The sequence below is a fragment of the Nosocomiicoccus massiliensis genome (assembly GCF_002871345.2).
Classification (GTDB): domain Bacteria; phylum Bacillota; class Bacilli; order Staphylococcales; family Salinicoccaceae; genus Nosocomiicoccus; species Nosocomiicoccus ampullae_A.
On sequence record NZ_CP136964.1, the window covers coordinates 655,969 to 671,190 of the forward strand.

The window sequence follows — 15,222 nt, forward strand, 5'->3', positions numbered from 1 at the left end:
CGCGCTGAGATTAATCACTCAGTGCGCGTTCTTTTATTTTTCACCAACTATTTTAATATATGTTCGTGATGTAATCATATACATAACGATATATACAACCATCATAGCAACAATTACACTAGCATAGCTCGTAACAAATAATGATATATCGTTAATTCCAAGTAACCCGAGGACTTTATACACTATTTTCGACGCAAACAATGTATGAATCACTGCGGTTATAATAGGTAGCCCAAAAATTACAAGTATTTGTCTACGAATTGTCAATTTAATGAGTGAAAATGATAACCCAAGTTTTTGCATAATTTGATAGTTATCTTTATCCGCATAACCTTCAGAAATTTGTTTGTAATACATAATTAAAAACAGACCTGCAAGTAATGTAATTGATACAACTACTCCGATAAAAACGAGACCACCGTTTAAATAGTATATCATTTTTTTAATTTCTTCTTTACTATCAATCGGCAGACCAGTAGTCTCTTTATACGATTGAACAGTTTCATCTAGTCTATCTTTTGCTTCATGATTTTTTGCATTAAATACAATCGCTTTTACTTCTGCCATTTCACCATTTTCTTCATTATAGAATGCCTGAAACTCTTTATATAATTCCTCATTCGGTACGACCACATATAATGCATCAATTCCAATTCGTGACTGAATTAAATTATCATCCACAAACCTAACATTTAACGCATTATTATTTAAAAAGTTAAGTTTAGAATCCTCATTATAACGTTTCATATTACTACTGACTAAAATTTCATTGTCATCTAAAGTTAAATTTGTATCATGATATTCATTATGACTGTCGACTGTTTGTAGAAACATATACATCATAGTTGTTTTAGTTGGATTTTTTAAATGTTTAAAGTTTTCAATAACACCATCACGATCTATAACTGGTAACTCTATAAACTTTCTCATTTTTAAAGACTCTACATCGTCATTCAGTTTCAAATTATCATATAACTCTTGCATTTCAGGAAACTCGTTTTCATCGTTTACAGAAAGACTTATTTCATAATCGTATTTTTGAATATGTTCAATTTGTGTTTGAATTCCACGGTAAGTCGTCAAACTTAGTCCGAGGGTAACGATTAATAATGTTAAGATCATTGTAATACTTGCTAATCCAACAACATGTGATTTTAAACGTGAATTAAGTCCTGATATTGTAAAGAAATGTTTCTTTTTATAATACATTTCACTGCTCTTTAATATGTTTAAAGCGATAAACGTCACGGACATGAATATAAAATACGTACCAATTAGGACAAATACTGCGGCGATTAGAATGATAAATATCGACTCTATGACACCGGTTGTTGTTAATGCTAAGTAATATCCATATGCAAGTGATGATGTTCCAAGTATAGATAGGATTGTGATCACTAATTTTGAAGTTTTCTTTTCTCCTGCTTTATCTGTCTTCATCAACTGAATAGGACTTTGTCTAGTAATATGAATGTTACTAATAATAAATAACATTACGAAGATAAAGAAAATAAATACAGTTAAAATAATACTCACTTCAATACTAAAAGGATAATCCATAATAGATACGCCTGTATTTTGAACAAGTTTATTTAAAGTTAAAAATATTAAATTTCCAAATAGATAACCTAAAACAATACTTAAAAATGACACTATAATAAATTCTACAACTAATTCATAGAAAATGATTAATCGGATATGTTTCTTTTCCATACCGAGTACCATATTAATTGCAAATTCTTTTTTCCGACGTTTAATCACAAAATTATAAGCGTAAATCACGAATATTAAAACGAGCATACCGACAAGAACATTGGCATAAATCATTATTTCAATAAGATCGCTACTGCGTTCGTTTAAGTAATCATTAAAAATTAAAGATAAAAATATATACTCCAGTCCAAACATTACAGATACTGCAATGACAAACGGTATAATAATTTCTCTTAATGCTTTAAAATTTCTAACAACGAGTTTACTAATGAGTTTAAATGTCATCTTACTCACCACTTTCGCTTAGCATTGTAAGGCTTTCTGATATTCTCTTTTGAAACTCTTGGTTTGAATTGTCACCTTTATAAATTTCATGATAGACTTTACCATCTTTTATGAATAATACGCGTTTTGCATAGGCAGCATCAGTTACTGAATGTGTGACAAGTAAAATAGTATGTTGATCTTCATTAACTTTTTGAAATAATTCCATTATTTCTTTTGATGTCTTCGAGTCTAATGCACCTGTAGGCTCATCAGCGAGTAATATTTTTGGATCAGTGATCAGTGCACGTGCGATTGCGACTCTTTGTTGTTGTCCCCCAGAAATCTCATATGGAAATTTATCGATATGAGACTCAATGTTTAGTGATTTCACGAGTGGCATTAATTTTTCTTTCATAGCACTCGGTTTCACATCAGACAATACGAGTGGCATTAAAATATTATCTTTATTAGTCATTGTATGAAGGACATTAAAATCTTGGAATACAAACCCAAGCTGATCACGACGGAACTGAGCAACATCTTTATTTTTTAATAATGATAAGTCTTGACCATCAATTAAAACTGTTCCATCTGTCGGTGTGTCGAATGTTGCAATTATATTTAATAAAGTAGATTTTCCAGAACCAGACTCTCCCATTATTGCAACAAACTCACCTTCTTGTATAGAAAAGTTCATTTGCTTTAATGCCGTCACCTTATTATTTCCACGACCAAATTCTTTTGATAAATTTTTAACTTCAAGTAACATATCTTCACCTCTTATTGATTTAGATCAAGTATAAAACACAAAAAAACCAAGTACATTTATATATTCTTACAAACATACTTGGTAATCTTACATTATTGTAAGGTTATTGATTTCTTAAATTTAATTTTAAAAGTCGTAAACTCATTTATCTTAGAGTCAACGGAAACATTTTGATTCAAACGATGTGCTATACTCTGAACAATGTATAGGCCAACACCACTAGATTTTTCATCGAACATACCATTGAATCCTGAATATCCTTTATCAAATATTTTAGGTAAATCCGACTCTGAAATTCCAATACCTGTATCTCTAATTACGAGTTCTTCTGTTCAATCATCAAAATAAATATATATATCTTTACCCTTTGCATATTTTAGTGCATTATTTAGAATTTGTTCTATCATAATTGCCGTCCACTTGGGATCTGTCAGAACAACTGCTTCAATTTTATCATAATGTAATTTCGTACCATTATGTATAAAAATAATGGCGTACCTTTTAATCACTTGCTGAATAATTGAATCTAAATCTGTTTCTTTAAATGACATGTCTGTTGAATCATTCATGATTTTTAAATAATTTAATGCTAGATTCGTATAGTTATCAATTTGAAAGATTTCTTGTTTCAGTCGATCATTTTGATTATCATCTTTTCGTTCAAGCAAAAGCTTTGAAGCAGTAATTGGTATTTTGATTTGGTGAACCCATAACAGAAAATAGGATTCGAGTTCTTCTCGGTAATTATATTCTTTATTTTTTTGTTGCTGAATTTGGGTTTTTAGTCTCTCTATCTGTTCAGATTTATTTTCTTCATCTATAAAAGTGAAAAATTGAGTGATAAAGTAAATCACATATACTGTAAATATAATCGCAATGCTTAGTACATATGCTCGAAATGTAAAATCAAACAGATAGAATACAATTAAAAATAATAGTGATATAAAAGCAATGATAATTACTTCGTTTTTCTTACTTGATAGATATCGCTTCATTTATACATCCTTTAATCGATAGCCATAATTCTTTTTAGTTTCAATCGAACCGTCTAGTCCAATTTTTTTCAGTTTCTTTCTAAGCCGAGCTATGTTAACTGCAAGGGTATTATCATCTATAAAATGTGAAGATTCCCAGCATCTTTCTATGAGAGTATTTCGACTCACAAAATGAGTAAAGTTTTGAAGTAATAACTGTATAATTAAATATTCAGTATGTGTACATTCTATCGATTGATCTCGATATGTAAACGTCATCGTATCGAGCGAAAGACTATACTCACCCTTATTTAGTACATTTAAATCCTTTTTGAATTCATATGTTCGTCTGAGTAGCGCTTGAATTTTACTTATGGCAACATTCATATTAAATGGCTTTTCTATAAAATCATCTCCACCCATTTGCATCGCCATAACTTGATCCATACTTTCATGTCTAGAGCTTATAAATACTATAGGAACCGTTGAAAATTTACGAATCTCTTGACACCAATAATAGCCATTATAAGAAGGTAAATTGATGTCAAGAAGTATAATATGAGGTTCCTCGTCTTTTACTTGCTGATCAATTGTGTTGAACTCTTCAGCAATCGTAACCGTAAAATCCCATTTTTCTAATTCAATTTTAAAACTCTCTCTGATTGTCACATCATCTTCTATAATAAATATTTTCATTAAATACCTCAATTTCAATTAGATAACTCGGTAGAATAATAGATGCATGCCAGAAGCTTAATCACTGGTCAATTAATCACTCAGTGCGCGTTCTTTTTTATATACGTTTTTAGATAATAGTTGATTTAATACGTAACCAAAGATTGGGAAGATTAGGCCGATATAAAACTCTTTATTGTGCATGATGACAAATATAATCACAAATATGATCGATATGATAAAAATTACTTTATGTGAGTAGCGTATATAAGATTTTTGGATATTACTACGTCGTACTGGCCATATTTTCGGCCATAGTAAATACGCTTGTGACTGGTAAATTTGTGTGAGCTGTAAAATGATAATGTATAGTACAAACAATGAAAATATAACAGTCACATATATGTTTGACATCCAGACGATGAAAATTGTAAATAAAAGCATTAACCTTAAAATAATCATCGGCAAATCAAAGTCTCTTAAAAAGCTACGATGAAACATATAATCATACATATGATTTTGATCGAAATGCTTTACGTTTTGTTTTCTCATGAATACGTCTAAATATTTGCGACGCTTGAATTTTTTATCTGCATTTTTTACGTTCGCAAACATCGAAATAATCGTATTAAAACGGTTAATTTCATGTGTTTCGTAATCTACTAATCTCGTCCAATTCACTTTTAAGATTCGTTTTTTTCGAGTAATAAGTAAAACGATACTTAATACGAGCGGGATTAGTGCGACAAAGTATATGTTAACTAACGTTAAATATAATAATATCGCGTTAAAAACGATTAAAACATACATAACAAGTTGAGTGTTCAGTAACGTGTGAATCGTTTCAACTTTTATTTTAAACGTTAAATATACTGTCACGATTACTGCGACTGAAAATATCGCAAATTCAATTAGCGTATGGTTAATTAAAACGAGCATAAACGTTAATATCACCATAACGACTGGGAATATATAACTGAGCGCTAACGAGTATCGCTCTGCTTCTTTAAAATATCCATTTAATTCATCTTCTACAGGTACTAAAAAGATAAGGTCCGCTTCTTTTAACAAACTGCGATACGTCGGTGTAATCGATAACGCTACGAGTACAGCGACTAACATATCGACGTATATATTGTTATGTAGCACGTCACGTAACTCAAATAACGAATAGAAAAACGCACCGAGCGCGATCGTTAAAAAGATTAAAAAGTGACTGTTAAAAATAAACTTCATATAATACATACGTTTAGATATGTCTTTATCCATCCGTGTTTTAAATAAATCAGTCCACATTGCTGTCACCTGTTAAATGTAAATAAATATCATCTAACGTACCATTAATGCCTGTCTCTTCTCTTAGAGAATCGATCGTACCGTCTGCGATTTTTTTACCGTGATGAATAATAATATATCTATCACAATATCTTTCAGCAGTAGCTAAAATGTGCGTACTCATTAAAATCGATTTACCTTTATTTCGCATAGATATCATCAACTCAATTAAACCTTCGATACCTAACGGGTCGAGTCCTAGAAACGGTTCGTCTATTATAAACAATTCAGGTTCAACAACGAATGCACAAATTAGCATCACTTTTTGTTTCATCCCTTTAGAAAAATGTGCCGGAAACTTATCGAGTTCATTTTCTAAACGAAACAGTTTGAGTAGTGGCTTTGCTCTTGTCATCGCCTCGTCTTCAATTAAACCGTATGCCATTGCTGTCATATGAATGTGCTCTCTTAGCGTCAATTCTTCATATAAAATTGGTGTCTCAGGAATATACGTTAAATGTTTACGCATATTTTCGTCTCGGATATTTTTATCTAATACTTTTATCTCTCCACTATGTGGGGATAAAAGTCCTAATATATGTTTAATTGTCGTACTTTTACCAGCACCATTTAAACCGATTAAGCCGACAATCTCCCCTTCTTTTAAAGAAAAAGATATATCGTGAATAATTGGTGTTTTACCGTAACCACCAGTAACGTTTTGTAATTCTAAAATGTTCATATTGAAACTCGCTTTCAATTTGTTATTCGTGTATATAAGTATATAATAATCTTAAGTAAACTATATCATAACTTATTATGGAGGGAACACTAATGAGTGAGAACAAAACAGTATTTGAAATGATCATCGACCGAGATATCGATGCAAACATTATTTATGAAGATGATAAATTCATCGCATTTTTAGATGCGTTTCCTGTCGTTAAAGGTCATACGCTCGTCGTTCCAAAAAAACGTATCGAAAACATTTTTGATTTAGACGACGAAACAGCAAACGATTATATGAAAGTCATTCGTAACGTATCAAAAGCAGTACATGATACGTTTAACCCTGAAGGTTTAAATGTCATACAAAACAACGGTGAATTTGCTGGACAATCTGTATTCCACATTCACTTCCACATTTTACCGAGATATAAAGACGAACATGACGGTTTTGGTTACAAATGGGAAGACATTGAGTTTACAAAAGAAGAACGTGAACAGTTCGCTGAAGCAATTAAATCTAAACTCGATGCATAATAAACATTCGTTTCGGGTAAGAAATATGTATGATACGTAAGGAAGTGACATAAATGGGTATTAGAAATTTTGCAGTTGGTTTTGTCGTTGGTGTTGTAGGTGGCGTTTCTTTATCAGTACTAAATGCGCCTCAATCAGGACGTGAACTCACAGCTTCTTTAAAATCTAATTCTGGAACAGTGAGTGCGTCAGCAAGCCAAGTTAAAGAAGAAATTAATAACATTAAACAATCTGTACTTCGTGCAAAGCATGAAGCGTCTAACATTAAAGAACTAACTGACGAAGTGAAAGACTTAGTCGATAACTTTAAATCAGATATTGAACCAAATATCGATCATTTAAAAGACGACGTCGCAACACTTCAAAACACAGCGGAAGACCTTCAGCACGCTTTCGATAAACCAAATAACAAATAATATGGGCGGTGATGTATTAAATGCATCACCGCTTATGTTATGTTATATTAGTGAAAGCTAAAATTTAAAGGAGTTTTAAAAGATGAAAAAACTACTCACAACAACAACGTTATCTGCAGCACTCATTTTATCTGCATGTGCAAATGATGACAATAACGCATCAAAAAGCGATAACAAAGAAACAAAATTTGGTGAAACACTCGTAAAGAGTGACGCCGGAAACGTGACAGTGGACGACGTTTTAAATTCATTCGGTATGGAAGAAGTCGCATCACAAACGTTTGAACTCGCATTAAACAAAATAATCGAAGATAAATATAAAGATGAAGTTGATATCGATAAAATTAAAGCAGATGTCGACAAAGAGATTGAAGGTTATGGTGGCGAAGATCAGTTCAAACAACTACTCGCTCAAAGCCAACCCGGTTTAACGGTTGAAGGTTATAAGCAAAATAAAATCGCAAACATTCTACACAACAAATTCTTTAGTGAAAAGCTAGAAATTTCTGATGAAGATGCGATTAACGGTGCATATGACGCACAACATATTTTAATTAAAGTCGATGAAGAAGCTGAAGACGGTAAAACGGACGAAGAAGCTAAAAAAGAAGCAGAAGACCTTCTAAAAAAAGTTAACGATGGTGAAGACTTCAGTAAGCTTGCGAAAGAACATTCTGACGACACTGGTAGTGCGGAGAACGACGGTAAATTAGGTATCGTTACAAAAGGTCAAATGGTTCCTGAGTTTGAGGAAGCACTATTCAAATTAAAACCAGGCGAAGTATCTGACGTTGTAAAAACACAGTTCGGTTACCATATCATTAAGCGTCTCGACAAAAAAGCAGAAGATATGTCAGAATCTGAAATTGCAGATGCAAAATCTAAATTGATTAACGAAAAAATCCAAGAAAATCCAAACAAAATTATGGACTTCTACAAAGAATTACTCGATGAGTACAACGTAAAATTTGAAAACAAAGATATTAAAGAACAAGTCGATAAAATGATGTCACCGATTGACATTCAAGAAAAATAACAAAAACAGGCTCTATTTTTAAAAATAGAGCCTGTTTTTTAAACCAATATTTTACTCATCAACACTTCTGTATAGCATTCTACCTTCTAACGGGAAAACGCGCTGTGTAAATGTGCCCGGTTCTACAGATTGAATGTGCTTGTCCATCATTAAAATTCTCGCATCGATATTGTCAATCATATGCAGAATTTCTGCTTCTTTAATCATCGGTGTTTTTGGAGAACCGTACTCTAATTTACCGTGATGTGCGAGTATTAAATGTTTTAGTAACAATATATCTTCGCCTTCAATGTTCAGTTCGTCTGCAATTTTTGTAATCTCTTCTGTCGCAATAACGATATGTCCAATTAAATTTCCTTCAACTGTATATGTCGTATTTACCGCACCAGATAATTCTTTGACTTTACCGATATCATGTAAAATGATTCCAGCATATAACAGATTTCTATCGAGCGTTTCGTAGATGTCACATAACGACTCCCCAACTCTTAACATCGTATAAACGTGATATGCTAAGCCAGATACGAAGTCGTGATGGTTTGTCATCGCTGCTGGAAACGTTGAGAATTCTTTACGATATTTCGTGAGTAATCCACGTGTAATGCGCTGAAGATTCGCGCTCGTAATTTTTAATGCGTAATCCATAATTTTGTCGAACAGATCATCACCGTCGATCGGTGCTTCTTTTAAAAAGTTATGGATTGAAACGTTATCGTTTTCGTTTGCCGTACGAATTTCTAAAATTTTCATTTGATTATTCCCACGGTAGTTAATAACTTCTCCTCTAACTTTTACCATATCTGCTTCTTTTAACTCTTTAATTTGTTCAGGTGTAACAGTCCATAATTTTGAATCGAGCTCACCTGTTTTGTCTGCTAGAATCAGTGTCATATATGGCTTACCCTGTTGCGTGACACCATCTTGTGCGCGTTTTACTAAGTAAAACGATTCAACACTATCTCCAGGTTGTAAAGCAGAAATTTTACTCATCGGTTGTTACCTCCTATTTTTACTATCTTGTAAAACGATTGTATTTGTCGATGGAATGCTCTTTTCTAAATTACATGTAAAGAATAACACTTGATGTTCTTCTGATTGCTTTTTAAAGTAATCTAAAATTGTTCTTGTACGTGTCTGGTCAAAGTGTACAAATGCATCATCGATAATAATCGGTAAATTATAATAGTTTTTAAGTGCTTTTATTAAGCTAATGCGTAACGCGATATATAATAGTTCTTTTGTCGACTGTGAGATTTCAGAAGGATCAAAAATTTGACCGTTACTATGCTTCACTTTAATGATGTTGTCTTCATACATCACATCGATATAGCGTTCTTTTGTAATATATTCAAAGATTTTTCTCGCTTCTTCAACGACGATTGGAAGACGCTTGTCTTTGATCGCTTTAATGTGTGCTTCGATTAACGTCTTAATATACATCAGTGACATATAATCGACAGCGCTCGTTTCTATACTATTCTTTTCAAGTTCGTATTGATGACGGAGTACTGAAAGTTGTCCGTTTTTTTCAAGATGTTTAATGTCTTGTTCGATTTTTGCAAGCATAGTTGTCTCTTCGTCGATGTCATTTTCATAGTTTTCGATCATCGTATTAAGCGCTGTTTCTTCGTCTCTTAAATCAGCTGTGTTGAATTCAGATAATTGCTGTCTTCTTTCTAAATCGAAGTTTTCTTCTGTTAACTTGTTATTGAGCTCTTTGAATCGTGCTTCATTCTCTTTAAATTCTGTAAACATTCGGCCGTAGTAATAATATTCGTCCTCATCATCTGCTCCGACATAATTAAAGAGTTCCTTCATTTCTTTTTCTGCAACGTAATTACGATTATCAATGACGTCGATTTCGTTTTCAAATAAGTTAATTTGCTCTCTTAAGTTATGATATGTCGATTTATCTTTTAATAGCTTTTCGAGCAGCTTATTCGTTTCAAAGAAAATTGAATTAATGTGGAAATCGATACCGTATTTTGAAACTTCTTCTCTAACTGAATTACTAAATTGCGTAATATTACTATCAATTGCTTCGATGCGTGTATTCAGCTCATCGATGTTACGTCTCATTTGTTTGATATTACGAATCGTATATATCGTATCGACGATTTGAGCATTTTCTAATTCATCGCTAACGTATAATTTCTCTTTAACACGAGCAAGATCTCGTTTTAACTGGTCATTTGTACTATCTAAAATCGAACGTTTTTCTTCTAAACTTTCTAGTTTAATTTCATCTGATAACTTTTTATTCATATGACGATCGACTTCGTTCATCATCTCACGTGCATCATAATAATCGAAGTTTAAATCGTGCGCTTCTTTTTTCTCTTTAATTTGTTGTTTAAGCTTTTCAAGGTCTTGTTCGTATTCATCTTTTAAATGATCGTCTTCTTCTTCAGTTTTATTGAGTTTTAATAAGAGTAATGATAATAACCCAACGACGATAAATATAATACCGTATATATTTTGGTTACTTATAAAGATAAACGACAGACCAATTAGCATGAGTATGACACTCATCGAGATAATAACTGTGCCTTGAGTTTTATTACGTGCTTCTCGCTTTTTCTCTTCTTCAAAGTACTTATCTTCAATTAAATGATAGACGCGTTCTTTTTCTTTAAGCTCATGTTCTAAGTCTTGAACTTCAAGTTTTGCACGTATTCTTTGATTTGAAATTTGAGTGTCAGAGAAACTTTCTAGTTTTTTATCCGTCTCTTTAATTTCATCTTTTAACTGGGCGATTGAATTATTATAAAATTCGCTTTCCATTTCGATTTCATCGTGACGGGAGAGTAAACTTTGAACATTTTCTCTCACGATGTTTGAATCATCTACATCTAAATGCTCTTCTTGCCAACCGATATCGTTCATCGAGCGGTGAATTTTTTCTTCGATTGTTGCGACTTCACTTTGTAAACGTTCGAGTTCAAGCAGTTCATGTTTAATATTTGGCTCTTCTTTACTCAGTCTTTCTAAATAATTAAGTGTGTCTTCTTCTGGTAACACGACTCTATTCTCTTCTCGGATGAGTGCTTCGAGCTTTTCTTGACGGAGTAATTTATCTTTTTGACCCGTCGTTAAATGGTTTTTAAGCGCTTCATAACGCTCAATCCCTTTTTCTGGGAACAAGGCTGGTTCGACATCGATTTTATTTGCTAAACTTTGCCACTCTTTAATTTCAGGATGATACATAATTTCTTTCATCTTATTTTTGAGTTGCTGTTTAGTACTATTTACCGAGTGTCTTTTACGTTCGATACTTTCGATAATTTTATGCTTTTCACTCACGAGTGATTCATATGTCTCTTCATACGATTCAAGCTCTGCGATTTTTTCAGTCATATTGCTTATCGAATCAATTTTTACGTTAATATCTGGTTTTGTACCGTTACGTTTATATAGCTCGTCAAGCTTAGTGTTAATTGCGTTAAGCATGTCTTCATATTTATTAGAACCGAGTGCACCTGCACGCAGTAAATAATCTTGAAGGTCTTTTTCGGTTAAGTTTTTGTTAATATCTTGTAGACCGAGAACATCAAACGAGAATATCGAACGATACATTTCTTTATCGATATAATTTAATTTTCTTTTTAGCCAATTTTCGCTTCGTTCTGTACCGTCAGCCATCGTAATACGTACGTCTCCAGCTGACTTATTACCTTTAATACGTTCAATAGTTACCGGTCCAACTTCATCGACAAACTGAACGATTAGTCGCCCACCATAGGCGTTACCAAGTCTCGGTTCACGTCTTGGTTCGCCTTCGTTTCGGCGCGGGAACCCAAATAAAATCGAGTGAATAAACGACATCATCGTCGATTTACCCGCTTCGTTTTCCCCAAACACTTGGACGAAATCATGTTCAATTTTAAAACTTTTATCGATGATTTTACCGTAACCGTATATATCTAATCCTTTAATTTTCATATTGTTACTTCCTCATGAGTAGTTTTAAACGTGCTTCACCAAGTTCTAGTAGCTTTTCTTTGTCGATATCTTCCATTGGTGGTAAAAATTTATTGACTTTCGGGTCCATATATAACGTGTTTAACGCTGTTTTATATAGATCATCGTCATCTTTAAATGAATTTTTTATATCCGTGAGTAGTGCGTTTTGATCGGCATTTTCTTGTTCGATATATAGTCGGTCAATCCACACAAAGTCTTCGACATCTCGTTCATCTTCTTGTAATAGAGATAGTATTTCGTAATAGTCGTTACCACTAATGTCTTCTTCTCCGTCATAATAGACCGTCAATTCGATTACACGACTACCTTCTTTACGGAGTTTGTTTTTATATTCCGTGACTGCACGATATAACTCATCACGGTAAATATTATTGACTTCAAGATCATAGCGTTCAAACTGAATATCTTCAACACTGACAAATGTACTATATAAATGAACGTGGTCTCCGGATACGATATAAAATCCTTTTTCTCCTGTTTCATTCATATGACGCCCTTGAATGTTACCTGCATAATTTATAAGCGGCATATCTGATAGTTCTTGACGCTGATGTATATGCCCAAGTGCCCAGTAATGATAGAGTTTCGAACGTAAGTCTTCTAAAGTAAATTCTGTATATCGTTTACTCTTCGTATTCGACTTAGAATACGTTCCGTGTAATATACCGATATGAATACCGTCGTTTCGATTATTTACTGGATAATGATCAATTTTATTTTCGTATGTTTCATCGTGTAAATAACTAAATCCGTGTAAAAAGATTTTCTCGTTATCTTTACTCATCAATTGATATGTTTCGATGTTTTCTTTAAATACATGAACCGTACTTGGCCAACTCGTCTTAACGTTATGATCAAGTGGGTCATGGTTACCGTGAATCATATACGTAAAGATTCCGTTATCTTCTAAACGTTGAAATTGTTCTTTTAAAAATATTTCTGATTTTAATGTTCTGTTTTTTTGGTCAAATACATCTCCAGCAATAATGATAAAATCGACTTTCTCTTTAATTGCATAGTCGATCATACGTTTCGTTGCGTTGTATGTACTTTCCATTAAACGATCAACAATGTGTGGCGGCAATTCACTTCTCGACTTAAAGGGGCTATCGAGATGTAAATCAGCGGCGTGGATAAATTTAACCATCGTTCACCTCACCTTTCTTTTCATACATTATACCAAAAAACGACAAAAGAGGCATGGGGTCTAACCCTTGCCTCTTGAGAGATTATATTCGTTTAAAAACCTATAATCAATCTACTATAATTTACTCATTCACTTTGTATAGTTCTTCGATTGGTTTCATAATGACGCGGTTTAAGTCTTGGATTAACATACTTAATTTTTGCTCCGCTTCCATTAATTGTTTAATGTTTTCATCTTCTTCTACTGATTGTGCTGTTTGCTGTGCACGCTCAATATCAGAATCTAACATTTCTTCCCCTTGCATTTGTTTTAATTGAAGTTCCATTTGAACTTCTCTAAATTCATCGAATAATTTTTTTGAATCTTCATTTTCATTTACCGCTTTATAAAAAGATTCTAATGCTTTAAATTCTTCAGATTGTCTCAATGCACTTTCAAGCGCATTTGCTTGATCATATACATTTACCATGGAATTCTCCTCTGTATTTAAAATTTCATATTGATTATAATATCATACGTCTAATATAAAATAAAATGATACGGTTACACTATTAACGGAACGAGAATACCTTGTAAAAATCCAACGATTCCTCCAAGTACATATCCGAGTAACATAATCATTTGGAGTTCTTTTCTCGCAACTTCAAACACTAAAAATTCGAGTGTTTTTATGTCAAAACTATCGATTTGACGTTTAATCACTTCAGCTAATTTTAAATGTTTTACGATACTTGGAATGTACTTTCCAAGATAATGCGTGATGTTGTCTCTTAAACGTAGTTTTCCTGAAGATTTAAACGTTTGAAACATCGTCTCATTTAACTGAGCGATTGGTCTATCGAGTAATTCTTCTAAATTCATTTTGCGTTTAAAAATTTCCGCTGCACTATGTGTCGCTTTTTCTTGATCAATTTTAGAGATATATTCGCTCGGAGATTTTTTTATAAATTTATCATACTCTCTTACGATGAATTCTCGTTCAATCGATTTCATGTCTTCATGACTTAATAGCTTCACTAACTCCCCTTGTACACGAGTTGCAAGGGAGTCTTTCGGTACGACATATTTTAACGCACGCTCGAGTTTACCTCTATTTTCGATAAAATCATCAATCATCGTATATATATCTTCGTAACCTTTATCGGATGTTAAATAAGTAATGATTTTTTCGTTAATCACAAGATGTAAATTATTGACTTCTTTGTCAATCGTCTCTTTTGCGTCATGCGGAATCAACGATTCAATTGACCTGTTCATAAGTTCGTCACTCGACGTTTTTATCTTCGAATCAATTTCTTGATATAAAAATGATAATATTTTCTCTTTTAAATTTGGAGATATTTTATTTAACACGTCACCGATTGACACGTTTTCTTCTTCAATCGTTTGAATTTGGCGATCGATGAATAAATCCATAAACTTTTGTGATTCTTTACTTTGTAGTTTTTCTACAAAAACTTCCGGTGTTAATAAATAGCCTGTAATTATATTTCCAAGCTTTTTAGATGCCTCATCTCTACGCATCGGAACAACACCAGGCGTAAGTGGGATGCGTTTCCCAAATATATGTTTTGCTTCATACGGATGAAATAACATTTTAATCGCTATCGTGTTCGTTATTCCACCGATTAACGCACCGACAATTGTCGTTATTATAATCGTCGTCACAGACATTCTTATACCTCCTTAAAAAAAGAACACCT

At 32.8% G+C, this 15,222-nt stretch carries 13 protein-coding genes and 1 pseudogene; 3 read left to right on the plus strand and 11 right to left on the minus strand.

Going from position 1 to position 15,222, the window contains the following annotated elements:
* Nucleotides 1–33: 33 nt before the first annotated feature.
* The 6 genes and pseudogenes from CJ229_RS03395 to CJ229_RS03420 form a co-directional block, all read right to left on the minus strand.
* Nucleotides 34–1,998 carry an ABC transporter permease gene (locus CJ229_RS03395; RefSeq protein ID WP_070622931.1) on the minus strand — a complete coding sequence of 655 codons (1,965 nt, stop codon included), beginning with the start codon at nt 1,996–1,998 and terminating at the stop codon, nt 34–36.
* Nucleotide 1,999: 1 nt separating this feature from the next.
* Nucleotides 2,000–2,749 carry an ABC transporter ATP-binding protein gene (locus CJ229_RS03400; protein ID WP_070622933.1) on the minus strand — a complete coding sequence of 250 codons (750 nt, stop codon included), beginning with the start codon at nt 2,747–2,749 and terminating at the stop codon, nt 2,000–2,002.
* Nucleotides 2,750–2,841: 92 nt separating this feature from the next.
* Nucleotides 2,842–3,744 (minus strand): annotated as a pseudogene (locus CJ229_RS03405) (sensor histidine kinase).
* Nucleotides 3,745–4,419 (minus strand): response regulator transcription factor, encoded by a 675-nt coding sequence (locus CJ229_RS03410; RefSeq protein ID WP_102167440.1) that lies wholly within the window; start codon nt 4,417–4,419, stop codon nt 3,745–3,747.
* A 72-nt stretch (nt 4,420–4,491) separates the two neighbouring features.
* Nucleotides 4,492–5,694: an ABC transporter permease gene (locus CJ229_RS03415; protein ID WP_102167441.1), complete on the minus strand. Its 1,203-nt coding sequence runs from the start codon at nt 5,692–5,694 to the stop codon at nt 4,492–4,494.
* Nucleotides 5,684–6,415, minus strand: a complete 732-nt coding sequence (locus tag CJ229_RS03420) for an ABC transporter ATP-binding protein (protein WP_102167442.1) — start codon at nt 6,413–6,415, stop codon at nt 5,684–5,686. Before CJ229_RS03420 ends, CJ229_RS03415 begins: the two co-directional genes overlap by 11 nt.
* Before the next feature lie 92 nt (nt 6,416–6,507).
* Between CJ229_RS03420 and CJ229_RS03425 the strand changes: the two genes are divergently transcribed.
* From CJ229_RS03425 to CJ229_RS03435, 3 genes are all read left to right on the plus strand, one after another.
* The gene (locus tag CJ229_RS03425) at nt 6,508–6,936 is read left to right on the plus strand and encodes an HIT family protein (protein ID WP_102167443.1); all 429 of its coding nucleotides are present in this window, start codon (nt 6,508–6,510) and stop codon (nt 6,934–6,936) included.
* A gap of 53 nt (nt 6,937–6,989) precedes the next feature.
* A complete protein-coding gene (locus CJ229_RS03430) occupies nt 6,990–7,352 on the plus strand; it encodes a YtxH domain-containing protein (protein WP_068130626.1) in 363 nt (120 codons plus the stop codon).
* Between the two features lie 82 nt (nt 7,353–7,434).
* On the plus strand, nt 7,435–8,388 hold the full coding sequence (locus CJ229_RS03435; protein WP_102167444.1) for a peptidylprolyl isomerase: 954 nt from the start codon (nt 7,435–7,437) through the stop codon (nt 8,386–8,388).
* A 51-nt stretch (nt 8,389–8,439) separates the two neighbouring features.
* Here the strand turns inward: CJ229_RS03435 and yhaM are convergent, their stop codons facing one another.
* The 5 genes from yhaM to CJ229_RS03460 all read right to left on the minus strand — a co-directional run bounded on the left by yhaM (nt 8,440) and on the right by CJ229_RS03460 (nt 15,193).
* Nucleotides 8,440–9,378 carry a 3'-5' exoribonuclease YhaM gene (yhaM, locus tag CJ229_RS03440; protein ID WP_068130632.1) on the minus strand — a complete coding sequence of 313 codons (939 nt, stop codon included), beginning with the start codon at nt 9,376–9,378 and terminating at the stop codon, nt 8,440–8,442.
* A 6-nt stretch (nt 9,379–9,384) separates the two neighbouring features.
* On the minus strand, nt 9,385–12,330 hold the full coding sequence (locus CJ229_RS03445) for an ATP-binding protein (protein ID WP_070622956.1): 2,946 nt from the start codon (nt 12,328–12,330) through the stop codon (nt 9,385–9,387).
* A 4-nt stretch (nt 12,331–12,334) separates the two neighbouring features.
* Complete coding sequence (locus CJ229_RS03450) at nt 12,335–13,519, minus strand: metallophosphoesterase family protein (protein ID WP_068130637.1); 1,185 nt, start codon at nt 13,517–13,519, stop codon at nt 12,335–12,337.
* Nucleotides 13,520–13,640: 121 nt separating this feature from the next.
* Entirely contained in the window at nt 13,641–13,988 is a 348-nt protein-coding gene (locus CJ229_RS03455; RefSeq protein WP_040929034.1) for a YlbF/YmcA family competence regulator, read from the minus strand.
* A gap of 74 nt (nt 13,989–14,062) precedes the next feature.
* A complete protein-coding gene (locus CJ229_RS03460) occupies nt 14,063–15,193 on the minus strand; it encodes a DUF445 domain-containing protein (protein ID WP_070456210.1) in 1,131 nt (376 codons plus the stop codon).
* Nucleotides 15,194–15,222 lie beyond the last annotated feature (29 nt).